The organism is Pseudomonas sp. HMSC067G02 (assembly GCF_001813485.1).
Lineage (GTDB): Bacteria > Pseudomonadota > Gammaproteobacteria > Pseudomonadales > Pseudomonadaceae > Pseudomonas > Pseudomonas aeruginosa.
In genome coordinates this window covers 239,670-263,439 of the sequence record NZ_KV812708.1, presented here as the reverse complement: position 1 = coordinate 263,439, position 23,770 = coordinate 239,670, and the positions used below count along the sequence as shown (strand labels likewise).

The window sequence follows — 23,770 nt, the reverse complement described above, 5'->3', positions numbered from 1 at the left end:
GCGCTGGTAGGCCAACTGACTCAGCAAGTGCCGCTTTATAACAAGGGCCCAAAAACAGTGTCAAGAATACCTACCGACTAATGCGTGCTAATTCGCTCCTTGGAATCAGGCTCGCGTTTTTCATCCTTTGCAACCATCTCCGGAGCCGCATCGGGCAAGGGCTCCGGGGCGTATTGCAGCGCAATTTGCAGGACTTCGTCAATCCATTTAACCGGTTTAATAACCAGATCACTCTTAATATTGTCCGGAATTTCCTTCAGGTCGCGAACATTTTCCTCGGGAATGATCACCGTCTTGATCCCGCCGCGGTGCGCCGCCAAAAGTTTTTCTTTCAGCCCGCCGATCGCCAGCACCTGCCCACGCAGGGTGATCTCCCCGGTCATTGCCACGTCGGCGCGCACCGGGATCTGCGTGATCGCCGAAACCAGCGCCGTGCACATGCCGATGCCTGCGCTCGGGCCATCCTTCGGCGTAGCGCCTTCCGGAACGTGGATATGGATGTCACGCTTCTCGTGGAAGTCCGCCGCGATTCCTAGGCTCTGGGCGCGGCTGCGCACCACGGTCAACGCCGCGGTGATCGATTCCGCCATCACGTCACCCAGCGATCCGGTCTTGGTCAACTGGCCCTTGCCCGGTACCACGGCCGCCTCGATGGTAAGCAGCTCGCCGCCGACCTGGGTCCAGGCCAGCCCGGTCACCTGGCCGATCTGGTCCTGCTGTTCGGCGAGGCCATAACGGAACTTGCGCACGCCGAGGTAGTTCTCCAGCGTCTCGCTGGACACCACCGCCTGGATACGCTTGAGCTTAGCATGCTCCTTCACCGCCTTGCGGCAGACCTTGGCGATCTGCCGCTCGAGGCTGCGCACCCCGGCTTCGCGGGTGTAGTAGCGAATGATGTCGCGCAGGGCGCCTTCCTCGAAGGTCAGCTCGCCCTTCTTCAGGCCGTTGGCCTGGACCTGCTTCGGAATCAGGTACTTGGAGGCGATGTTGACCTTCTCGTCCTCGGTGTAGCCCGGCAGGCGGATGACTTCCATCCGATCCAGCAGGGGCGCCGGGATGTTCATCGAGTTCGCGGTGCAGAGGAACATCACGTCGGACAGGTCGTAGTCGACTTCCAGGTAGTGATCGTTGAAGTTGTGGTTCTGCTCCGGGTCGAGCACCTCGAGCAGCGCCGAGGCGGGATCCCCGCGCATGTCGCTGCCCATCTTGTCGATTTCGTCGAGGAGGAACAGCGGGTTGCGCACGCCGACCTTGGTCATCTTCTGGATCAGGCGGCCCGGCATAGAGCCGATATAGGTACGACGGTGACCGCGGATCTCGGCCTCGTCACGCACGCCGCCGAGCGCCATGCGCACGAACTTGCGATTGGTGGCGCGGGCGATGGATTCGGCCAGGGAGGTCTTGCCCACGCCGGGCGGCCCCACCAGGCAAAGGACCGGGCCCTTGAGCTTCTTCACCCGCTTTTGCACGGCGAGATACTCGAGAATGCGCTCCTTGACCTCTTCCAGGCCGTAATGGTCGGCATCGAGGATGTCTTCCGCCTTGGCGAGATCATGGCGCACCTTGCTCTCGGCCTTCCACGGCACGTTCAGCAGCCAGTCTATGTAGGAACGCACCACGGTGGCTTCCGCCGACATCGGCGACATCTGCTTGAGCTTGTTCAGCTCGGCAGTGGCCTTGGTGTGCGCCTCCTTGGTCAGGCCGGCGGCGTCGATGCGCTTCTTCAGCTCCTCGACTTCGTTGTGCCCTTCGTCGATATCGCCGAGTTCCTTCTGAATGGCCTTCATCTGCTCATTCAGGTAGTACTCGCGCTGGCTGCGCTCCATCTGCTTCTTGACCCGGCCGCGGATACGCTTTTCCACCTGCAGCAGGTCGATCTCGGCATCCAGCAGCGCCAGGACATGCTCGACCCGCGACGACAGGTCGGTGATCTCCAGGATGTCCTGCTTCTGCTCGATCTTCAGCGCCATGTGCGCGGCCATGGTATCGACCAGCCTGCTCGGCTCGTCGATGCTGTTCAGCGAAGAAAGCACCTCGGCGGGGACTTTCTTGCCCAACTGGACGTATTGCTCGAACTGGCTCAGCAGGCTGCGAGTGAAGACCTCGGCCTCGCGCTCGCCGACATTGGCGTCATCGATGGCCTGGACCGCGGCACGAATGTGCCCTTCCTCCTCGATGAAGCGCTCGACCTGGCCGCGCTGCTCGCCTTCGACCAGCACCTTGACGGTGCCATCCGGCAGCTTGAGCAACTGCAGCACGGTAGCGACCGTACCCATGCGGTACAGGCCATCTTCGCCCGGATCGTCGTCCGCGGGGTTTTTCTGCGCCAGCAGGAGGATTTGCTTGTCGCCGGTCATCGCTGCCTCCAGGGCCTCGATGGACTTTTCCCGACCGACGAACAACGGGATGACCATGTGCGGGTACACCACCACGTCACGTAGCGGCAGCAAGGGCAATTCGACGAGTGTTTTCATAATGTCGGCTCTACAGCGGCACTTGGCCACGAAACAGATAGGAAGACCTTTCAGCCTAAGATGGGGTTAGGCCCGGGAAAAAACAAGCGTGCCAGTCGGAAAAGAAAAGGGGCCCGAAGGCCCCTGCTCTTTCATGCCTCAGGCGCAGCCTTGGCTGGCTTTTCGCTGTTCTCGTAGATCATCAGGGGTTGCGACGAGCCATCGATGACACTCTCATCGATGACCACCTTGCTGACATCCTGCTGGGAGGGAATCTCGTACATGGTATCGAGAAGGATACCTTCGAGAATTGAACGCAAGCCACGTGCACCGGTCTTGCGTTCGAGCGCCTTGCGGGCAACCGCCTTGAGGGCGTCCGGACGGAATTCGAGGTCGACGCCTTCCATCTCGAACAGCTTGGCGTACTGCTTGGTGAGAGCGTTCTTCGGCTCGGTCAGGATCTGCATGAGCGCAGCCTCGTCGAGTTCATCAAGAGTCGCGATCACCGGCAAACGCCCTACAAACTCGGGAATGAGACCGAACTTGACGAGATCTTCCGGCTCGACTTCCTTGAACGCCTCGCCGACCTTCTTGCCCATCTCCTGACTGCGCACTTCGGCATTGAAACCGATGCCGCCGCGCGCGGAACGGTTCTGGATGACCCGCTCCAGACCGGCGAAAGCGCCGCCGCAGATGAACAGGATGTTGCGCGTATCGACCTGCAGGAACTCCTGCTGCGGATGCTTGCGACCGCCCTGCGGCGGTACCGAGGCAACGGTGCCCTCGATGAGCTTCAGCAGGGCCTGCTGCACACCCTCGCCGGAGACGTCGCGAGTGATGGAGGGGTTGTCCGATTTCCGGGAAATCTTGTCGATCTCGTCGATGTAGACGATGCCCATCTGGGCCTTCTCCACATCGTAATCGCACTTCTGCAAGAGTTTCTGGATGATGTTCTCGACATCCTCGCCCACGTAGCCCGCTTCCGTCAGCGTGGTCGCATCGGCGATGGTGAACGGCACGTTCAGCAGACGTGCGAGGGTCTCGGCCAGCAGGGTCTTGCCCGAGCCGGTTGGGCCGATCATCAGAATGTTGCTCTTGCCGAGCTCGATATCGTCCTTCTTGTCACGCTGGTTGAGGCGCTTGTAGTGGTTGTATACCGCTACCGCCAGAACCTTCTTGGCCCGCTCCTGCCCGATCACGTACTGATCGAGGATGGTGCGGATCTCTTTCGGCGCCGGAAGTTTGTGCCCACTACTTTCCGCCTGCGCTTCCTGCACCTCCTCGCGGATGATGTCATTGCACAGGTCGACACACTCGTCGCAGATAAAGACCGAGGGGCCGGCAATCAACTTGCGCACTTCGTGCTGGCTCTTGCCGCAGAAGGAGCAATACAGCAGCTTGCCGTTGTCCTCGCCGTTGCGGGTATCAGTCATTCGATCGATCCAATGGGTAGCTTCAAACACAAGATGAAGGCAATTGTGGGCATTTTCAAGCCCACGAGGCGGCCGAATGTCTCGACCGCCAGTATTGCGGAGCCTTAGACGGCCAGGTCGCGCTGGGTCATGACCTTGTCGATCAGGCCATACTTGACGGCTTCGTCACCGCTCATGAAGCGGTCACGATCGGTATCGCGGGCAATGACGTCCAGGGGCTGGCCGGTGTGGTGCGCCAGGATCTGGTTCAGACGCTCCTTGATGAAGAGGATTTCCTTGGCATGGATCTCGATATCCGAGGCCTGGCCCTGGAAACCGCCCAGCGGCTGGTGGATCATCATCCGCGAATGCGGCAGGCAGTAGCGCTTGCCGGCGGCACCGCCCGCAAGCAGCAGGGCACCCATGCTGCACGCCTGACCGATACAGGTGGTCGAGACGTTGGGCTTGATGAACTGCATGGTGTCGTAGATGGACATCCCGGCAGTCACCGAGCCACCCGGCGAGTTGATGTAGAGATGAATGTCCTTCTCGGGATTTTCAGCCTCCAGGAACAGCAACTGGGCAACCACCAGGTTGGCCATGTAGTCCTCGACCTGGCCGACCAGGAAGATGATCCGCTCCTTCAGCAGGCGCGAATAGATGTCGTAGGCGCGCTCGCCGCGGGCGGACTGCTCCACCACCATGGGCACCAGGCCACCGGCGGCCTGGATATCGGGAACGTGCGGAATAAAAGAGTTGCGAGACATGTCTTGCGATCACTCCCTAACAGATAGTGAAGCCTCAAAGACGCACAAGCCAGCACTAAGGCTGGCTTGTGGGATTCGAACGAGAGGAACGAATCAGGCCGCTTGCGGAGCTTCGGCCGGCTTGACCGCTTCTTCGTAGGATACCTGCTTATCGGTCACAGTGGCCTTTTGCAGGACAGTATCTACGACTTGTTCTTCCAGTACAACAGAACGGACTTCGTTCAGCTGGGGCTCGTTCTTGAAGTACCAGGCGACGACCTGCTCGGGCTCCTGGTAGGCCGAGGCCATTTCCTCGATCATTTCGCGAACGCGACCTTCGTCGGCCTTCAGCTCGTGCTGCTTGACCACTTCGGCGACGATCAGGCCCAGCACCACACGGCGCTTGGCCTGCTCTTCGAACAGCTCGGCCGGCAGTTGGTCAGGCTTGATGTTGCCACCGAACTGCTGGACGGCCTGCACGCGCAGACGGTTCACTTCGTTGCCGATCAGGGCCTTGGGCACTTCGATCGGGTTGGCCTGCAGCAGACCTTCCATGACCTGGTTCTTGACCTTGGACTTGATCGCCTGGCGCAACTCGCGCTCCATGTTCTTCTGCACTTCGGCGCGGAAGCCATCGAGACCGGTTTCCTTCACGCCGAACAGAGCGAAGAACTCTTCGTTCAGTTCCGGCAGCTTGGGCTCGGCTACGCTATTGACGGTAACGGTGAACTCGGCAGCCTTGTTGGCCAGGTCCAGGTTCTGGTAGTCCTCGGGGAAGGTCAGGTTGAGCACGCGCTCTTCACCGGCCTTCGCCCCCACCAGCCCTTCTTCGAAGCCGGCGATCATGCGACCGGAGCCCAGCACCAGCAGGGTGCCCTTGGCGGAACCGCCGGCGAAGGCTTCGCCGTCGATCTTGCCGACGAAGTCGATGTTCAACTGGTCATCGTTCTGGGCGGCACGCTCGACCACTTCGAAACGGGTGTTCTGCTTGCGCAGGACATCGAGCATGTTGTCGACATCAGCATCGGAAACTTCGGCCTGCAGGCGCTCGACCTTGATGTCTTCCAGGCCGGAAACGGTAAATTCCGGGAAGACTTCGAAGGTTGCGATGTATTCCAAGTCCTTGCCTTTCTCGAAGGACTTGGGCTCTACCGACGGCGAACCGGCCGGATTCAGCTTCTGCTCGACCACGGCTTCGTAGAAGGTTTCCTGAATCAGATCGCCCATGGCTTCCTGGCGCGCGGAAGCTTCGTAGCGCTGACGAATGACACTCATCGGCACCTTGCCGGGGCGGAAACCTGGAATCTTGGCACGACGGGCGGTCTGCTGCAGACGCTTGTTGACTTCGGTCTCGATACGCTCGGCAGGCACACCAACGGTCATGCGGCGCTCAAGAGCGGAAGTGCTTTCAACAGAAACTTGCATGGATATTCCTCGTTGCACAGACGTAAGCCGGTCCTTCCGGCTCCCAGAATCAAGGGCATGCATTCTAGTAGAGGGAAAAGCAGAAGTCACCCCGCCAGGGTGCAGGCGGATCCCCGGGGTGTTTCCGGCCGCTTCCGCCGATCGCAGCCCGGTCTCGAACGAGTCGCTGGAGCTTCGCCGGAAGCGGGTGCATATAATGCCAGCCGATTCCGCTCCGACCGATGAAACCCTATGGACTGCCCTACCCTCAGCAAGGTATTGCTCGTCGAAGACGACCAGAAGCTCGCCCGCCTGATCGCCAGCTTCCTTTCCCAGCATGGTTTCGAAGTGCGCCAGGTGCATCGCGGTGATGCCGCGTTCGCCGCTTTCCTCGACTTCAAGCCGCAAGTGGTGGTTCTCGACCTCATGCTCCCCGGACAGAATGGTCTGCAGGTGTGCCGGGAGATCCGCCGGGTCGCGAACCTGCCGATCCTCATACTCACCGCCCAGGAGGACGATCTCGATCACATCCTCGGCCTGGAGTCCGGCGCCGACGACTACGTGATCAAGCCGATCGAGCCACCGGTACTGCTCGCCCGCCTGCGCGCCCTGATGCGCCGGCACGCGCCCCTTCCCGCCTCCCCGGAAAGCCTGACATTCGGCAAGCTGAACATCGACCGACGGCGGCGCGAAGCGGAACTCGAAGGCCGCGGCATAGAACTGACCACGATGGAGTTCGAGCTGCTCTGGCTGCTGGCCAACCAGGCAGGGGAAATACTTTCCCGCGACGAGATCCTCAACCAGATCCGCGGCATCGGCTTCGACGGCCTGAACCGCAGCGTCGACGTCTGCATCAGCAAGCTGCGCAATAAACTGAAGGACAATCCGCGCGAGCCGGTCCGGATCAAGACCGTCTGGGGCAAGGGCTACCTGTTCAACCCGCTGGGCTGGGAACTCTGAATGCTGCGCCTGTTCCTGCGCCTCTACCTGCTGCTGGCCCTGGGGTTCGCTGCCGCGATCTTCGTGGTCGACCATGTCATCGACGCGTTCTACGACAGCATCGTCGAGAACTATCACCGCGACGCCGTTCGCGGCCAGGCCTATTCGCTGGTGGAAAAGCTGGCCCCGCTGGACCAGGCCGGACGCCAGCGACAGCTCGAAGACTGGCGCCCCCACTACGGGCTCGAGCTGAGCCTGACGGATGCCAGGCAGGCGAAGCTGACGCAGGAAGAGCAGGCCCTCCTCGACAAGAACCTGCTGGTGGTACGCGAGGACTTTACGGAATTCATCAGCCGCATCGACGCGGGTCCGCAGCTGCTCGACATCAAGCTGCCGCCGGAACCCTCGCTGACCCCACTGTTCACCGTGCTGGCCTACATCCTGCTCGGCGTGCTGGTCGGCATCGCCCTGCTGGTATGGGTCCGCCCGCACTGGCGCGACCTCGAGACCCTGCGCCTGGCCGCGCAACGCTTCGGCGATGGCGACCTGTCATCGCGCACGCGCATTTTCCGACGCTCCGATATCCGCACCCTGGCCCAGCACTTCAACCAGATGGCCGACCGCATCGAAAGCCTGATCAGCAACCAGCGCGAACTGACCAACGCGGTATCCCACGAATTGCGCACGCCGATCTCCCGCCTGTCCTTCGAACTCGAGCAATTGAACAAGCAGGTCGACGCCGAAGTACGCCACGACCTGATAGAGGACATGCGCGCCGACCTCGGCGAACTGGAGGAAATGGTCTCCGAACTGCTGACCTACGCCCGCCTGGAGCACGGCAACGTCGGGAGCCACCGGGAAATCGTCGACGCCGCGAGCTGGCTGGATAGCGTCGTCGCCGACGTCGCCCTGGAAGCCGAAGCCGCCGGAGTCACCTGCGAGATCAGCGCCTGCCAGGTCGAACAGATCCGCATCGAGCCTCGCTTCATGGCGCGCGCCGTGATCAACCTGCTGCGCAACGCCATTCGCCACGCACACTCGCGCGTCGAAATCGCCCTCCTCGATCAAGGCGACAGCTGTCAGATACGGGTCAACGACGACGGCCCCGGGATACCGGCGGACGCCCGGCAGAAGATCTTCGAACCCTTTTCGCGCCTGGACGACAGCCGCGATCGCAGCACCGGCGGCTTCGGCCTGGGCCTGGCGATCGTCCGCCGGGTCGCGCAATGGCACGGCGGCTATGCGGAAGCGCTGGAAACGCCGCAGGGAGGCGCCTCCTTCCGCCTGACCTGGGAGCGGCCCCGTTGACAGCGGAGGCTTAACAATCTTTCACAGATTGCTGACAAAGCCGTAAGGATTGCCAGCCAGGCCCGCCCTAGCATGGGACACCTCGCCTTTCCGCCAGGTATTCCATGTTTCGCGCCATGCACCTTCCCCTTCTCGGCTGCCTGCTCGGCACCAGCGGCTGCCACGGCCTGCCACCCGCCCCGCCAGCGCCGAGCGCCGCCGTGGGCAACTACGGCGAGGTCATCGACTATCTGCAACGCCACATCCGCCGGGAAATGGAAAGGCAGGACGTGCCCGGCCTGGCACTGGCATTGGTCGACGACCAGCAACTGGTCTGGGCTCGCGGTTTCGGCTATGCCGACCGACAGCACAGGATCAACGCCAGCGAGCACACCGCATTCCACGCCGGCGACCTGTCCAAGCTACTGATCGCCAGCGCGACCCTGCAACTGGCCGAACGCGGCCAACTCTCTCTCGACGCTCCGCTCCAGGACACCTTGCGCGAGTTCTACGTACGCTCACGCTTCCATGCCGACCAGAGCGAGGCGGATCGCGCGATCACTTTCCGCCGGCTGCTCAGCCATCAGTCCGGCCTTCCTGGCGAACACCTGCCGCCCCTGTTCGGCGAACGCCCGAACTCACTCGGCCAACTGCCGGCGAAAGTATCCGGTGTCTGGCTGAGCAATCCGCCGGGAACCCAGGTCGCCCATTCCAACCTTGGCTACGAACTGGTCGGCGCGGCCATCGAGCGCAACACCGGAAAGCACTTCGAGCAGCACATGCGGGAGCACCTGCTGGACCCTTTGCAGATGACTCGCTCCAGCTTCGCCAGGAACGCCCTGCCCCAGGCGCAACGCGCCCACGGCTACAGCGGCGGCGGTCGCCCCGGCTCCGCCAGCGACCTCCCGGTCAACGATCTGTGGAGCAGCCCGGTCGACCTCAGCCGCTTCGTCCGCATGCTGTTCGCCAACGGGCGCCACAAGGAGCGCCAGCTTCTCAGGAAACACTCCGTCGAGGAGATGTTCCGCCAGCAGAACGCCGGCAATGCCCTGGACTTCGACTGCCAGGTGGGCCTGGCCTGGTTCCTCAGCCCGTGCGGCTCCGCGCCGCTGGAAGGGGGCATCCGTCACTATGAGTACGCCAGCGCCACCCCAGGATTCAGCGCCCACCTGGTTCTGCTGCCGGAACAGCGCCTCGCCGCCATTGTCATGAGCAACGCCGATGACCGCGGTTCGCTCACCGCCTCCCTGGCCCGGCAAGCGGCGTCGCTCATGCTGCAGGTCAGGCAGGGCGCTCGTCGCCCCGCCGTACAGCCCCCCCCCGCGCGGGCCCCCGCACTGAAGGTGCCGAGCCCGGAGGACCGGCGACAGCTATACGGTCGCTACGCAACCCGCCAAGGCCAGGTTCGCCTGCACGAGCGCAGGGGTCGCCTGTACGCGGATTTCGGCGAACAACGCGTGGAACTGTTGCGCGACACCTCGGGCTGGCTGCAGATGAGAAAAAGACTGCTGGGGTTCTGGCCCGTCGGCATGGACAGCGCCGGACAGTTGCAACTGGACGTGGTCAGCTACGGCCAACGCCGAATCCTGGTGTCCCGCCGCCACGGCCAGGCCGCCTACCTCGGCGAGCGCATCGAGCCGCCCCCCCTGCCCCAGGCCTGGACCGAAGCCGTCGGCACCTACCGCGTCGCCAGCACGGGCCGGCACAGCTACCTGAACGGCCTGAGCATCAGGATCGAAGACGGCTTCCTGCTGGTGCGCGGGCAAGCCGGAGGAACCCGCTCCGGCGAGTTCATCCTGCAACCCATCGACAGCGCACACGCCGTCCTGGCCGGCAGCGGCCAGGGCCTGGGAGACACCTTCAGTCGCGACTTCGACGGTCTGAACGCGCTCGGCTACCGCTTCGCCCAGCAAGACACCAAGGCACGTCCCTGGCCGCAACGGAAGGAGTCCCCATGAGAAGCCCCTCCCTGTGCCTCGCCGGCACGCTCGCCAGCCTCTGCTCCGCCGCTGTCGCCGAAGAGTGGCATGACAGCATCGGCCTGGGCGTCCTGGTGGAACACCGTTTCTGAAACGCACCGAGAGAGAATACGAACATGTTCACCGCCTTCGCCTTCCGCGGCCGCCAACCTTATACCGTTCGCCGGAACACAGCCCAGGGCGCGACCTTGCGCCCGAAACTGGCGAACCGGCCGGATGCGCCGGCTTCCGCCGGGAAGTCCTGAACTGCGGAGCGTCTACGGCCTCATTGGCAACGGATCACGCCGCTGGCGATTTCGTCGTCGATGGAGCGCAGCGCATCGGCATCCTGGTGCATCTGCTCGATCACCTCGAGCAGGCGCTGCGCCAGCTTCGGATCGTTCGCCCGCTCGACGGCGCGCATGACCTCGACCGCAGCCGATTCATGATTGTTCGCCATCTGCTTGAGAGCCTTGCGCAAGCGCTGCTCGGTCCATTTCATCGACATGTCGCTTCACCCAGACTGCATATACGGACCCGCCAGGAACGACAGGCTCGCTTAAGAGCGCCGGACCCGGAACAAGTTCAACCTGCCGTCGCGCCCATGAGGGCGGATTGGGTACCGGAAAGGCAAGCGGAGAAGAGATCGTGAAGCGCAAACGAAAACGCCAGGCACAAGGCCTGGCGCTTCGAAATATGGGGTGGACGATGGGAATCGAACCCACGACACCAGGAGCCACAATCCTGTGCTCTACCAACTGAGCTACGCCCACCATATCGTGAATCGTGCCGGACGTTCCGGCTTCAACCGCAGCGGCCGGACAAGCCGAGCCTGAAGGTGGTGCGGACGGAGAGACTCGAACTCTCACGCCTTGCGGCGCTGGAACCTAAATCCAGTGTGTCTACCAATTCCACCACGTCCGCGGGACACTGCTTGGAAATGAAAACGCCAGGCCCCGGGCCTGGCGCTTCGGAATATGGGGTGGACGATGGGAATCGAACCCACGACACCAGGAGCCACAATCCTGTGCTCTACCAACTGAGCTACGCCCACCATATTACGACTTGCGGTAAAACATCGCCTGCTTCTTGCCGATTCGCCGAATGGCGCACCCGGCAGGACTCGAACCTGCGACCATCCGCTTAGAAGGCGGATGCTCTATCCAGCTGAGCTACGGGCGCTTTATTCATCTGCATTCAATGCTGAGCGCAAACTTTAAGCTCTGGCAATCACAAAGTCAGCAACCGACTTGCTTTACCTCTTACCCTGCGTCCGGCTGTGCTCGGCAAGCGGGGCGCATGTTATACAGGGGGCGAAAGGCCGTCAACGGGTTTTTTAAAAAAATTCAGCTATATAAAGGAGTTACGGCAAATCCACGGGTCGCCTCCTTTGCCCCGGGCGGCGTCCATGCGAAAATGCGCGTCCTTTTTCCACCCGATTCGATGGTTACCCTTCCGACATGACCGCACAACTGATCGACGGCAAAGCGATCGCCGCCAACCTTCGCCAGCAGATAGCCCAACGCGTGACCGAGCGCCGCCAGCAAGGCCTGCGCGTTCCCGGCCTGGCGGTGATCCTGGTCGGCACCGATCCGGCCTCTCAGGTCTATGTGGCGCACAAGCGCAAGGACTGCGAGGAAGTCGGCTTTCTCTCCCAGGCCTACGATCTTCCCGCCGAAACCAGCCAGGACGACCTGCTGGCCCTGATCGACCGCCTGAACGACGACCCCGCCATCGACGGCATCCTGGTCCAGCTACCCCTGCCCGCCCACCTGGACGCCTCCCTGCTGCTGGAGCGCATCCACCCGGACAAGGACGTGGACGGTTTCCATCCCTACAACATCGGCCGCCTGGCCCAGCGCATGCCCCTCCTGCGCCCCTGCACCCCGAAAGGCATCATGACCCTGCTCGCCAGCACCGGCGCCGACCTGTACGGCATGGATGCGGTCGTGGTCGGCGCCTCGAACATCGTCGGCCGGCCCATGGCTCTGGAGTTGCTGCTGGGTGGCTGCACCGTCACCGTGACCCACCGCTTCACCCGCGACCTGGCCGACCATGTGTCGCGCGCCGACCTGGTGGTGGTCGCTGCCGGCAAGCCGGGACTGGTCAAGGGCGAGTGGATCAAGGAAGGCGCCATCGTCATCGACGTCGGCATCAACCGCCAGGCCGACGGCCGACTGGTCGGCGACGTGGAATACGAAGTGGCAGCGCAACGCGCCAGCTGGATCACCCCGGTGCCGGGCGGCGTCGGGCCGATGACCCGCGCCTGCCTGCTGGAAAATACCCTGCACGCCGCCGAACACCTGCACGACTGAGGTCGCCGGTAATGAAAAGCCCCGCGTTCGCGGGGCTTTTCATTTATCGCTGCGGGTTCAGTCGGCCAGGCGCCAGGTAGTGCCGCCCTTGCCATCCTCCAGCACCACGCCCATGGCGGTGAGCCGATCGCGAATCCGGTCGGACTCCGCCCAGTTCTTCGCCGCCCGCGCCTCCAGGCGCGCCTGGATCAGCGCCTCGACCTCGGCCGCATCGACCTTGCCCTCGGCGCCCGCCTGCAGGAAGGCTTCCGGCTCCAGTTGCAGCACCCCCAGCAGGCCAGCCAACTGCTTCAGGCGCGCGGCCAGCGCGGCCGCCGCCGACAGGTCGCTTTCGCGCAGACGATTGACCTCCCGCGCCAGCTCGAACAGCACCGAGCAGGCACCCGCGGTATTGAAGTCGTCGTCCATCGCCGCGGCGAAGCGCTCGACATACTCCGCCGCTTCCGCCGGCGCCGCCTCGGGCAGCCCCTTGAGCGCGTTGTAGAAACGGTCCAGGGCCGCCTTGGCCTCGCGCAGGTTCTCCTCCGAGTAGTTGATCGGACTGCGGTAATGGCTGGCGATCAGCAGGTAACGCACCACTTCGGGGTGATATTTCTCCAGCACTTCGCGGATGGTGAAGAAATTGCCCAGCGACTTGGACATCTTCTCGCCGTTGATGGTGATCATCCCGCAGTGCAGCCAGGACTTGGCGTAGGGCTTGCCGGTCGCGGCCTCGCTCTGGGCGATCTCGTTCTCGTGATGAGGGAACTCCAGGTCGTTGCCACCGCCATGGATGTCGAAGGAATCGCCCAGGCAGCAGGTGGACATCACCGAGCATTCGATGTGCCAGCCCGGGCGCCCCTCGCCCCAGGGCGACGACCAGCTCGGTTCGCCCGGCTTGGCGCCCTTCCAGAGCACGAAATCGAGCGGATCCTCCTTCGCTTCGCCCGGCTCGATCCGCGCACCGATGCGCAGGTCCTCGACCCGCCGCCGCGACAACTTGCCGTAGCCAGCGAACTTGCCGACCCGGTAGTACACGTCACCGTTGCCCGGCGCGTAGGCATAGCCCTTGTCGATCAGGGTCTGGATCATCGCGTGCATGCCGGCGATGTGATCGGTGGCGCGCGGCTCCTGGTCCGGCTTGAGGATGTTCAGCCGGGCCTCGTCCTCGTGCATCGCCGCGATCATGCGCTCGGTCAGCACATCGAACGGCTCGCCGTTCTCGTTGGCGCGATTGATGATCTTGTCATCGATATCGGTGATGTTGCGTACGTACGTCAGGTCGTAGCCACGGTGGCGCAACCAGCGGGTGATCACGTCGAACGCCACCATGCTGCGGCCGTGGCCCAGATGGCAGTAGTCGTACACGGTCATGCCACACACGTACATGCGCACCTGGTTGCCGACCAGCGGCGTGAAGACTTCTTTGGTCTTGCTCAGCGTGTTGTAGATCTGCAGCACGGTCTTTCCTCAGCCCTGTCCCCAGGAGTCACGCAGGGTGACGGTACGGTTGAACACCGGCTTGCCCGGCCTGGAGTCCTTCAGGTCGGCGACGAAATAGCCTTCGCGCTCGAACTGGAAGCGATCCTCCGGGTTCGCCTGGCCCAGCGACGGCTCGGCGCGACAGCCGGTCAGTACCTGCAGGGAGTCGGCGTTGATGTTGTCGAGGAAGCTGCCGCCCTCTTCCGCCTTCTCCGGATTGGCCGAGCGGAACAGCCGATCGTACAGGCGCACTTCGCACTCGACGCTGCCCTCGGCCGGCACCCAGTGGATCACGCCCTTGACCTTGCGGCCTTCCGGGTTCTTGCCCAGGGTGTCCGGATCGTAGCTGCAGCGCAGTTCGACGATATTGCCGTCGGCATCCTTGATCGCTTCGTCGGCACGGATCACGTAGCTGCCGCGCAGACGCACCTCGCCACCGGGGATCAGGCGCTTGTAGCCGGCCGGCGGGACTTCCTCGAAGTCACCGGCATCGATGAACAGCTCGCGACCGAACGGCAGTACGCGCACTCCCATGTCTTCCTTCGGATGACGCGGCAACTCGAGGTTCTCCACCTGCCCTTCGGGGTAGTTGGTGATCACCACCTTGAGCGGTTTCAGCACGCACATGGCACGCGGCGCGGTGGCGTCCAGGTGGTCGCGGATGCTGAACTCGAGCATGCCGATGTCGACCACGCCGCTGGCACGGTTCACTCCGATCATCTCGCAGAAGTTGCGGATCGACTCCGGGGTGTAGCCGCGGCGGCGATAGCCGGACAGGGTCGACATCCGCGGATCGTCCCAGCCGCTGACATGGCCTTCGTCGACCAGTTGCTTGAGCTTGCGCTTGCTGGTCACGGTGTAGTTCAGGTTGAGCCGGGAGAATTCGTACTGGCGCGGTTGCGCAGGTACCGGCAGGTTGGCCAGGAACCACTCGTAGAGCGGACGATGGTCTTCGAATTCCAGGGTGCAGATCGAATGGGTGATGCCCTCGATGGCGTCCGACTGACCGTGGGTGAAGTCGTAGCTCGGGTAGATGCACCACTTGTCGCCGGTCTGGTGGTGATGCGCATGGCGGATGCGGTACAGGATCGGATCGCGCAGGTTCATGTTCGGCGAACCCATGTCGATCTTCGCCCGCAGCGAACGGGCGCCGTCGGGGAACTCACCGGCCTTCATGCGGGCGAACAGGTCGAGGTTCTCCTCCACCGAACGGTCACGGTAAGGGCTGTTGCGGCCCGGCTCGGTGAGGGTGCCGCGGTATTCGCGCATTTCCTCGGGACCGAGGTCGCAGACGAACGCCTTGCCGGCCTTGATCAGCTCGATGGCCCAGGCATGCAACTGGTCGAAATAGTTGGAGGCATAGCAGACCTCGCCGGACCACTGGAAGCCCAGCCACTTGATGTCGGCCTCGATGGCATCGATGTACTCCTGGTCTTCCTTGGCCGGGTTGGTGTCATCGAAGCGCAGATGGCAATCGCCAGCGAATTCCTGGGCCAGGCCGAAGTTCAGGCAGATCGACTTGGCGTGGCCGATGTGCAGGTAACCGTTGGGCTCCGGGGGGAAACGGGTGACGATCTTCGCGTGCTTGCCGGCATCCAGGTCGGCTTGAACGATCTGGCGCAGGAAGTTCGGGGCGGCGGTGGTCTCTGGCTTGCTCATGGGATCCTTGGTCATGCTCTCGCCCGACCAGGGTAGGCCGGGCAAATCAAAGCGCTTATCATAGCCGAAGCTGTCAACCCCCTGACAGGCCTTCGATTTTCACGACAAAGCGGATTACCCACATGATCAAGCTGCATACCAACCATGGCGTCATCACCCTGAAGCTCGATGAAGAGAAAGCCCCGGAAACCGCGGCGAACTTCAAGGAGTACGTGAAAAGCGGCCACTACGACAACACCGTCTTCCACCGCGTGATCAACAACTTCATGATCCAGGGCGGCGGTTTCGAGCCGGGCATGAAGCAGAAGCCCACTCGCGCACCGATCAAGAACGAAGCCAACAACGGCCTGACCAACAAGGTCGGCAGCATCGCCATGGCTCGTACCATGGACCCGCATTCGGCCAGCGCGCAGTTCTTCATCAACGTCGCCGACAACGATTTCCTCAACCATACCGCCCCCACCACCCAGGGCTGGGGCTATGCCGTCTTCGGCGAAGTGGTCGAGGGCATGGACGTGGTCAACAAGATCAAGGGCGTGGCCACCACCATGCGCAGCGGCCACCAGGACGTGCCGGCCGAGGACGTGATCATCGAGAAGGCCGAAATCGTCGAAGAATGAAGCGATGAGCGTCCTGTTCATCTCGGACCTGCATCTCGAAGCGGAACGCCCGGACATCACCCGGGCGTTTCTGTCTTTCCTCGATGAGCGCGCCCGTCGGGCCGAGGCCCTGTACATCCTCGGCGACTTCTTCGAAGCCTGGATCGGCGACGACGGCATGGACGCCTTCCAGCGCTCCATCGCCCAGTCCCTGCGCCAGGTGGCCGACGACGGTACGCGCATCTACCTGATGCACGGCAATCGCGACTTCCTCATTGGCAAGGCGTTCTGCCGCGAGGCCGGATGCACGCTGCTGCCCGACCCGAGCGTGATCGACCTGTACGGCGAGCCGGTATTGCTGATGCACGGGGACAGCCTGTGCACCCGAGACGAGGCTTACATGCGCCTGCGCCGCTGGCTGCGCAACCCGCTCACGCTCTGGGTACTGCGCCACCTGCCGCTGGCCACCCGGCACAAGCTGGCACGCAAGCTGCGCAAGGAAAGCCGCGCGCAGACCCGCATGAAAGCCGTCGACATCATCGATGTCACGCCCGAAGAAGTGCCCCGGGTCATGCGCGGGCATGGCGTGCGTACCCTGATCCATGGCCACACTCATCGGCCGGCCGAACACCCGCTGGACATCGACGGCCAGCCCGCCCGGCGCATCGTGCTCGGCGACTGGGACCGCCAGGGCTGGGCCCTGGAGATCGACGCCAACGGCCATCGCCAGGCGCCCTTCCCGCTCTGACCCACCCCAGGCCCGCCATGCGGGCCTTTCAGCGAAGCATTATGCGATTCGCATTTTTTCCGCCGTCCATCTTGACGTCGCGGGCCACCTTTCAGCAGGATCGCGCTCCCCCACCCCGCATCAAGGAATGATCGTGATCATCTCGAAGGGAAACCTGATCAAGTTCGTCGCCGCCCCCCTCGGCGTGCTCGCCCTCGGCTTCGGCCTGTTCAACGGCGTGTTCTTCTATAACGAAGCCGGCTTCATGACCCACGTAAGGACCATCTTCGGCGACGAGAAGATCGTCGATGACGTCGGCTACGCGACCAAGTGGTTCGGTCGCGCCACCACCTGGAAGAAGGCCATCAGCGTGCAGTCCGTGCTGGTCATGGACGATAACGACACCAATCCGGACAACGACGGCCTCGGCGCCACCATCGAGGCTTTCCCGATCGTGTTCCTCGGCAACGTCGACGCCAAGGTCGAATCTTCCGCGCGCTTTCGCCTGCCCGGCGGCGAGCCGTTCCTGAAGATGGCCCAGGAATACCGCAACCCGGACAATTTCATCCGCACCGCACTGGTGCCGGCGATCAAGGAAACCCTCCAGGCCACCGCTTCGCTGATGAGCGCCGACGACTACTACGCCGGAGCCCGCAGCGAATTCGCCGCCGAGTTCGAGAACCAGCTCAACGACGGCCTGTACCTGATCAAGCGCAAGGAAGTCCGCGGGCCGCGCGGCGCCATTCCGCACCAGACCGCGATCCTCCAGGCCGGCACTGAGCAGGGAGCGTTCGGCGACAACAACGCCAGCCAGTTCGTCACCGAGAAGGTCACCGATGCCAAGGGCATCCCGGTACGCAAGCAACAGCAGTTCCGCAAGTTCGGCGTCGAGGTGGTGGAAGCGCGGATCACCAACGTCGATCCCAACCCGCAGTACAAGCAGCGCATGGTCAAGGTCCAGCAGGCGCTCGCCGAGCTGGCGGTGGCGCGGCAGAACCGCCTGAAGGAAGAAGAGGAAAAGCTGCTGGTCACCGCCCGCGGCGAGAAGGAAGTCGAGGCCAAGCGCCAGGAAACCCTGCGCGACCAGATCGAACGCACCACCCAGGCGGAAACCGACAAGCAATTGGCGGTGATCAACGCCGAGCGCGAGAAGCAGCGCGCCGAGATCGAGAAGCAGACCGCCGAACTGCTGCGCGACAAGGCCACGGTGACCGCCCAGGCCACCAAGATCACCGCCGACGCCGAGGCCTACGCCCGCGAAGCGGTGATCAAGGCGGACGGCGCGTTGCAGCCGAAGCTCGACGCGCTGATCGCGATCAACAAGGTCTGGGCCGAAGCCGCCGCCCAGGCCCCCGTCCCCAGCGTAATGATGGGCGCCGGCGCCAACGGCGCGGCAAGCCGCCAGGACGAGATCGGCCAGCTGATGGGCGTTCTGGCGACCAAGGCCGCCCGCGACCTGGCCCTCGACCTCAAGGTCAAGGACTGATTCAGGCAGCAAAAAAAGCGCCCCGCGGGGCGCTTTCTTGTTTCCGGCTCAGGCCACCAGGTCCACCGGGTGGCCGCTGTGGAAGCGGAATTCGTTGTCCGGACTGCTGATCAGCTCGGCCTCCTTGGCCCGCACCACCTCGATCGTCCGCTCCACGTCGGCCTCGTCGCCGTACTGGTAGGCCAGCTTCAGGTAGTCCTGGAAATGCCGCGACTCGGACTTCAGCAAACCGCCGTAGAATTTCGCCAGCTCCGCGTCCAGGTGCGGCACCAGGGCGGCGAAGCGCTCGCAGGAACGCGCCTCGATGAAGGCGCCGACCACCAGCGTATCGGTCAGCCGCTGCGGCTCCTGCTTGCGCACCAGGTCGCGCAGCGCCGAGGCGTAGCGGGAGGCGCTGACATTGACCACCGGGATACCGCGTTTCTTCAGGATCGCCAGCACCTGCTCGAAGTGGCGCAGCTCCTCGCGCGCCAGGCGGCTCATCTTGTTCACCAGGTCCAGGCGGCCGGAGTACTTGCCGATCAGTTGCATCGCCGTCGCCGCGGCCTTCATCTCGCAGGCCTTGTGGTCCAGCAGCATGACGTCCTGGCGCTCCAGGGCCGCCTCGACCCAGGCGGCGGGAGTGGAACAGGCGAGGAATTGGTCGATCTCGGGCAACATGGTGCAGGTCACTCATTCTGGAAAGGGTCTGCCACGACGCTGGTCGGGGCAGGAAAGGCGGAGCATTATACGGAAGCTGCGGTGGTCGGGCAGGCCGACCCGTTTGATATGCATCAAGAGCAGCGGCTGGATTGCGTCTAGAGTTGTTTCAGCGATAACCACAAGCACTCAGGGAGACGATCATGCAAGCCATTCGCAGCATCCTCGTGGTGATTGAACCGGACCAGTTGGAAGGTCTCGCCCTGAAACGGGCACAACTGATCGCCGGCGTGACCCAGTCGCACCTGCACCTGCTGGTCTGCGAGAAGCGCCGCGACCACAGCGCCGCCCTCAACGACCTGGCCCAGGAACTGCGCGAGGAAGGCTACAGCGTCTCGACCAACCAGGCCTGGAAGGACTCCCTGCACCAGACCATCATCGCCGAGCAACAGGCCGAAGGCTGCGGGCTGATCATCAAGCAGCACTTTCCCGACAACCCGCTGAAAAAGGCCATCCTCACCCCGGACGACTGGAAACTGCTGCGCTTCGCGCCCTGCCCGGTACTGATGACCAAGACCGCCCGGCCCTGGACGGGCGGAAAGATCCTCGCCGCGGTCGACGTCGGCAACAACGACGGCGAGCACCGCTCCCTGCACGCCGGGATCATCAGCCATGCCTACGACATCGCCGGCCTGGCCAAGGCCACGCTGCACGTGATCAGCGCCCACCCCTCGCCGATGCTCTCCTCCGCCGACCCGACCTTCCAGCTCAGCGAAACCATCGAGGCCCGCTATCGCGAGGCCTGCCGCACCTTCCAGGCCGAGTACGGTTTCAGCGACGAACAATTGCACATCGAGGAAGGTCCGGCCGACGTGCTGATCCCGCGCACCGCGCAGAAGCTCGACGCGGTGGTCACCGTGATCGGCACCGTGGCGCGCACCGGGTTGTCCGGCGCGCTGATCGGCAATACCGCGGAAGTGGTGCTGGATACCCTGGAAAGCGACGTGCTGGTGTTGAAGCCGGACGACATCATCGCCCACCTGGAGGAACTGGCCAGCAAGGAGTGACCGCTGGTCGGACGAAAAAGCCGCCCAAGGGCGGCTTTTTCGCTGGAGACACCGCCTATCTGTCGATCGCCTGCAGGAACGAGGGCGCGATGTAGCGCTGGTAATGCGCTTCCGACAGCAGGAAGAATTCCCGGTCGATGGCATCGCGCAGGTCCGGCAGGCTCCAGTCGCGGAATTCCGGCAGCAGTGCCACGCCGTAGGCTTCGATCTGGTTGATCAGCCGGGAACCGCGGGCGATCAACTGGTAGGCCCAGCAATAGGGAGACTGCTCGGGGACGAAGCGGATCTGCCGCTGCTCCAGTTGCAGGCGCAGGCGCGCGGCGTCGAAGACTTCCAGCTTGGCGGCCATCACCTGGGCCAGCAACTGCTCAAGGCGACTCCAGACAGCCCGCTTTTCCTCGGCGTCGTAGAGGTTCCAGTTGACCACCTCATGGTGGAAACGCTTGCAGCCACGGCATACCAGGTCGCCGTATACCGTGGAGCAAAGCCCTACGCAGGGGGTTTTGATTCTTTGCGAAGACATGGCCGGGACAACGAAAACAAAGCGGCATCTTAGCCCTTTGTCTAATCAAGTTCACCCCGTGGTTCCTAGGGTTTCCGACTTAACTTTGCGTCGAGTTTCCAGTAACATTGGCCCGCCTTTTTAGGCGCCAATGTCCGTTAGAAGCTGTTTTCAAAGCGTCACGAGCACAGTTTCCGGCAGGTACGCTGGCGACGGCGCCTCCCTCAAGCGTCTCGCCAGCCCCACCCCAGCCCGCCGGCGTAAAACTTTGAAAACAGCTTCTGTCTGGAACCTGCCGATGCCCTCGTAGGTTGGTGGATTACCGTCCACCTGGGCCTGACGAGCGGATCTGCGTCGGTTCCTGGATACGTGTCCCCCGGGACCACTGATGAGGGAAATACTGTGCTTGAAGCCTACCGCAAACACGTAGAAGAGCGTGCCGCCCAGGGTGTCGTGCCCCAACCGCTGAACGCCGAACAGACCGCAGGCCTGGTCGAGCTGCTGAAGAACCCGCCGGCCGGCGAAGAAGAATTCCTCCTTGACCTGATCACCAACCGCGTACCGCCGGGCGTCGACGAAGCCGCCTACGTCAAGGCCGGTTTCCTTTCCGCCATCGTCAAGGGCGAAGCCACCTCCCCCCTTATCGACAAGCAACGTGCCGCCGAGCTGCTGGGCACCATGCAGGGCGGCTACAACATCGCCACCCTGGTCGAGCTGCTGGACGACGCCGAACTGGCCAACACCGCCGCCGAACAGCTGAAGCACACCCTGCTGATGTTCGACGCCTTCCACGACGTCGCCGAGCGCGCCAAGAAGGGCAATGCCGCGGCCAAGTCCGTGCTGCAATCCTGGGCCGATGGCGAGTGGTTCAAGGCCAAGCCGGAAGTCCCGGAAAAGCTGACGCTCACCGTATTCAAGGTCCCCGGCGAAACCAACACCGACGACCTCTCCCCGGCCCCCGACGCCTGGTCGCGCCCGGACATCCCGCTGCACGCCCTGGCCATGCTGAAGATGGCCCGCGACGGCATCGAGCCGGTCCAGCCGGGTTCGGTCGGTCCGCTGAAGCAGATCGAAGCGGTCAAGGCCAAGGGCTTCCCGGTCGCCTACGTCGGCGACGTGGTCGGCACCGGTTCCTCGCGCAAATCCGCCACCAACTCGGTGCTGTGGTTCTTCGGCGACGACATTCCGTTCGTGCCGAACAAGCGTGCCGGCGGCTTCTGCTTCGGCACCAAGATCGCGCCGATCTTCTACAACACCATGGAAGATGCCGGCGCCCTGCCGATCGAGTTCGACTGCACCAACCTGGCCATGGGCGACGTCATCGACGTATACCCCTATGAAGGCAAGGTCGTTCGCCACGACAGCGGCGAAGTGGTCACCACCTTCGAGCTGAAGACCCCGGTCCTGCTCGACGAAGTCCGCGCCGGCGGCCGTATCCCGCTGATCGTCGGCCGTGGCCTGACCGAGAAGGCCCGCGCCGAGCTGGGCCTGGGCGCCTCCGACCTGTTCCGCAAGCCGGAAGCACCGGCCGATAGCGGCAAGGGCTTCACCCTGGCGCAGAAAATGGTCGGCCGCGCCTGCGGTCTGCCGGAAGGCCAGGGCGTGCGCCCGGGCACCTACTGCGAACCGAAGATGACCACCGTCGGTTCCCAGGACACCACCGGCCCGATGACCCGCGACGAACTGAAGGACCTCGCCTGCCTCGGCTTCTCCGCCGACCTGGTGATGCAGTCCTTCTGCCACACCGCGGCCTATCCGAAGCCGATCGACGTCAAGACCCACCACACCCTGCCCGACTTCATCATGACCCGTGGCGGCGTGTCGCTGCGCCCGGGCGACGGCATCATCCACAGCTGGCTGAACCGCATGCTGCTGCCCGATACCGTTGGTACCGGCGGCGACTCGCACACCCGCTTCCCGATCGGCATCTCGTTCCCGGCCGGCTCCGGCCTGGTGGCCTTCGCCGCCGCCACCGGCGTGATGCCGCTGGACATGCCGGAGTCGGTGCTGGTGCGCTTCAAGGGCAAGCTGCAACCGGGCATCACCCTGCGTGACCTGGTCCATGCGATCCCTTACTACGCGATCCAGCAGGGCCTGCTGACCGTCGAGAAGAAGGGCAAGAAGAACATCTTCTCCGGCCGCATCCTCGAGATCGAAGGCCTCAACGACCTGACCGTGGAGCAGGCCTTCGAGCTGTCCGACGCCTCGGCCGAGCGTTCCGCCGCCGGCTGCACCATCAAGCTGCCGGAACAGGCGATCGCCGAGTACCTGAAGTCCAACATCACCCTGCTGCGCTGGATGATCGGCGAAGGCTACGGCGACCCGCGCACCCTGGAGCGTCGCGCCCAGGCGATGGAAGCCTGGCTGGCCAAGCCGGAGCTGCTGGAAGCCGACAAGGACGCCGAGTACGCCGCGGTGATCGAGATCGACCTGGCCGACGTCAAGGAGCCGGTGCTCTGCGCGCCGAACGATCCGGACGACGCGCGTCTGCTGTCGAGCGTACAGGGCCGCAAGATCGATGAAGTGTTCATCGGCTCCTGCATGACCAACATCGGTCACTTCCGCGCAGCCGGCAAGCTGCTGGACAAGGTCAAGGGCGGCATCCCGACCCGTCTGTGGCTGGCTCCGCCGACCAAGATGGACGCCCACCAGCTGACCGAGGAAGGCTACTACGGCATCTACGGCAAGGCTGGCGCGCGCATGGAAATGCCGGGCTGCTCGCTGTGCATGGGCAACCAGGCTCGCGTCCAGACCGGTTCCACCGTGGTCTCCACTTCGACCCGTAACTTCCCGAACCGTCTGGGCGATGCCACCGATGTGTTCCTGGCATCGGCCGAGCTGGCGGCGGTCTCCTCGATCCTCGGCAAACTGCCGACCGTGGAGGAGTACATGGCCTACGCGAAGGACATCGACAGCATGGCTGCCGACGTCTACCGCTACCTCAGCTTCGACCAGATCGCCGAGTTCCGCGAAGCGGCTGCGAACGCCAAGATCCCGGTCGTCCAGGCCTGATCCAGCGACGCGTCGAACAAGCCCCGCCCCGTGCGGGGCTTTTTCTTGCCCGGCGAAAACCCCCGCGCCGCCTGGCATAGCGCTTGCTGTGGCAGCTATGGAAA

At 63.5% G+C, this 23,770-nt stretch carries 18 protein-coding genes and 4 tRNA genes; 9 read left to right on the top strand and 13 right to left on the bottom strand.

What is annotated here, in order from left to right; all coding sequences use genetic code 11:
* Nucleotides 1–77: 77 nt before the first annotated feature.
* From lon to tig, 4 genes are all read right to left on the bottom strand, one after another.
* Nucleotides 78–2,474, bottom strand: coding sequence for an endopeptidase La (gene lon, locus HMPREF2914_RS24225; protein ID WP_003124759.1), 2,397 nt, complete (start codon nt 2,472–2,474; stop codon nt 78–80).
* A gap of 131 nt (nt 2,475–2,605) precedes the next feature.
* A complete protein-coding gene (clpX, locus tag HMPREF2914_RS24220; RefSeq protein WP_003087924.1) occupies nt 2,606–3,886 on the bottom strand; it encodes an ATP-dependent Clp protease ATP-binding subunit ClpX in 1,281 nt (426 codons plus the stop codon).
* A gap of 104 nt (nt 3,887–3,990) precedes the next feature.
* A complete protein-coding gene (clpP, locus tag HMPREF2914_RS24215) occupies nt 3,991–4,632 on the bottom strand; it encodes an ATP-dependent Clp endopeptidase proteolytic subunit ClpP (protein WP_003098129.1) in 642 nt (213 codons plus the stop codon).
* A 93-nt stretch (nt 4,633–4,725) separates the two neighbouring features.
* The gene (gene tig / locus HMPREF2914_RS24210; RefSeq protein WP_003087920.1) at nt 4,726–6,036 is read right to left on the bottom strand and encodes a trigger factor; all 1,311 of its coding nucleotides are present in this window, start codon (nt 6,034–6,036) and stop codon (nt 4,726–4,728) included.
* Nucleotides 6,037–6,267: 231 nt separating this feature from the next.
* Between tig and parR the strand changes: the two genes are divergently transcribed.
* From parR to HMPREF2914_RS24195, 3 genes are all read left to right on the top strand, one after another.
* Nucleotides 6,268–6,975 (top strand): response regulator transcription factor ParR, encoded by a 708-nt coding sequence (parR, locus tag HMPREF2914_RS24205; protein WP_003087915.1) that lies wholly within the window; start codon nt 6,268–6,270, stop codon nt 6,973–6,975.
* Complete coding sequence (gene parS, locus HMPREF2914_RS24200; RefSeq protein WP_003087912.1) at nt 6,976–8,262, top strand: sensor histidine kinase ParS; 1,287 nt, start codon at nt 6,976–6,978, stop codon at nt 8,260–8,262.
* Between the two features lie 104 nt (nt 8,263–8,366).
* On the top strand, nt 8,367–10,199 hold the full coding sequence (locus HMPREF2914_RS24195; RefSeq protein WP_023091944.1) for a serine hydrolase domain-containing protein: 1,833 nt from the start codon (nt 8,367–8,369) through the stop codon (nt 10,197–10,199).
* Between the two features lie 286 nt (nt 10,200–10,485).
* Here HMPREF2914_RS24195 and HMPREF2914_RS24190 read toward each other — a convergent pair whose 3' ends face one another.
* From HMPREF2914_RS24190 to HMPREF2914_RS24170, 5 genes are all read right to left on the bottom strand, one after another.
* On the bottom strand, nt 10,486–10,707 hold the full coding sequence (locus HMPREF2914_RS24190; protein WP_003087901.1) for a hypothetical protein: 222 nt from the start codon (nt 10,705–10,707) through the stop codon (nt 10,486–10,488).
* 189 nt (nt 10,708–10,896) lie between these two features.
* Nucleotides 10,897–10,972 (bottom strand) — tRNA-His (locus tag HMPREF2914_RS24185).
* A gap of 66 nt (nt 10,973–11,038) precedes the next feature.
* Nucleotides 11,039–11,123, bottom strand: a tRNA-Leu gene (locus HMPREF2914_RS24180).
* A gap of 54 nt (nt 11,124–11,177) precedes the next feature.
* Nucleotides 11,178–11,253 (bottom strand) — tRNA-His (locus HMPREF2914_RS24175).
* A 51-nt stretch (nt 11,254–11,304) separates the two neighbouring features.
* Nucleotides 11,305–11,381: transfer RNA gene (locus HMPREF2914_RS24170), tRNA-Arg, on the bottom strand.
* A gap of 278 nt (nt 11,382–11,659) precedes the next feature.
* On the opposite strand from HMPREF2914_RS24170, the gene folD reads away from it, so the two are divergent.
* On the top strand, nt 11,660–12,514 hold the full coding sequence (gene folD, locus HMPREF2914_RS24165) for a bifunctional methylenetetrahydrofolate dehydrogenase/methenyltetrahydrofolate cyclohydrolase FolD (protein ID WP_003087898.1): 855 nt from the start codon (nt 11,660–11,662) through the stop codon (nt 12,512–12,514).
* 57 nt (nt 12,515–12,571) lie between these two features.
* Here the strand turns inward: folD and cysS are convergent, their stop codons facing one another.
* Together cysS and HMPREF2914_RS24155 are read right to left on the bottom strand one after the other, a co-directional pair.
* Nucleotides 12,572–13,954: a cysteine--tRNA ligase gene (gene cysS / locus HMPREF2914_RS24160; protein WP_003120296.1), complete on the bottom strand. Its 1,383-nt coding sequence runs from the start codon at nt 13,952–13,954 to the stop codon at nt 12,572–12,574.
* Between the two features lie 9 nt (nt 13,955–13,963).
* On the bottom strand, nt 13,964–15,634 hold the full coding sequence (locus HMPREF2914_RS24155; protein ID WP_003139945.1) for a glutamine--tRNA ligase/YqeY domain fusion protein: 1,671 nt from the start codon (nt 15,632–15,634) through the stop codon (nt 13,964–13,966).
* Nucleotides 15,635–15,756: 122 nt separating this feature from the next.
* On the opposite strand from HMPREF2914_RS24155, the gene HMPREF2914_RS24150 reads away from it, so the two are divergent.
* The 3 genes from HMPREF2914_RS24150 to HMPREF2914_RS24140 all read left to right on the top strand — a co-directional run bounded on the left by HMPREF2914_RS24150 (nt 15,757) and on the right by HMPREF2914_RS24140 (nt 18,446).
* Nucleotides 15,757–16,254, top strand: coding sequence for a peptidylprolyl isomerase (locus HMPREF2914_RS24150; protein ID WP_003087890.1), 498 nt, complete (start codon nt 15,757–15,759; stop codon nt 16,252–16,254).
* Between the two features lie 4 nt (nt 16,255–16,258).
* Nucleotides 16,259–16,981, top strand: coding sequence for a UDP-2,3-diacylglucosamine diphosphatase (lpxH, locus tag HMPREF2914_RS24145; RefSeq protein ID WP_003122838.1), 723 nt, complete (start codon nt 16,259–16,261; stop codon nt 16,979–16,981).
* A gap of 133 nt (nt 16,982–17,114) precedes the next feature.
* Nucleotides 17,115–18,446, top strand: coding sequence for an SPFH domain-containing protein (locus tag HMPREF2914_RS24140; RefSeq protein WP_003087885.1), 1,332 nt, complete (start codon nt 17,115–17,117; stop codon nt 18,444–18,446).
* Between the two features lie 48 nt (nt 18,447–18,494).
* On the opposite strand, the gene HMPREF2914_RS24135 is transcribed toward HMPREF2914_RS24140, so the two are convergent.
* Nucleotides 18,495–19,118, bottom strand: coding sequence for a tRNA isopentenyl-2-thiomethyl-A-37 hydroxylase MiaE (locus HMPREF2914_RS24135; RefSeq protein WP_073651551.1), 624 nt, complete (start codon nt 19,116–19,118; stop codon nt 18,495–18,497).
* Between the two features lie 170 nt (nt 19,119–19,288).
* Here HMPREF2914_RS24135 and HMPREF2914_RS24130 point away from each other — a divergent pair, with 170 nt between their 5' ends.
* Nucleotides 19,289–20,152, top strand: a complete 864-nt coding sequence (locus HMPREF2914_RS24130; protein WP_003087881.1) for a universal stress protein — start codon at nt 19,289–19,291, stop codon at nt 20,150–20,152.
* 55 nt (nt 20,153–20,207) lie between these two features.
* On the opposite strand, the gene HMPREF2914_RS24125 is transcribed toward HMPREF2914_RS24130, so the two are convergent.
* Nucleotides 20,208–20,675: a DUF1289 domain-containing protein gene (locus HMPREF2914_RS24125; protein WP_003098041.1), complete on the bottom strand. Its 468-nt coding sequence runs from the start codon at nt 20,673–20,675 to the stop codon at nt 20,208–20,210.
* A 381-nt stretch (nt 20,676–21,056) separates the two neighbouring features.
* On the opposite strand from HMPREF2914_RS24125, the gene acnB reads away from it, so the two are divergent.
* Complete coding sequence (gene acnB / locus HMPREF2914_RS24120; protein WP_003087875.1) at nt 21,057–23,666, top strand: bifunctional aconitate hydratase 2/2-methylisocitrate dehydratase; 2,610 nt, start codon at nt 21,057–21,059, stop codon at nt 23,664–23,666.
* Nucleotides 23,667–23,770 lie beyond the last annotated feature (104 nt).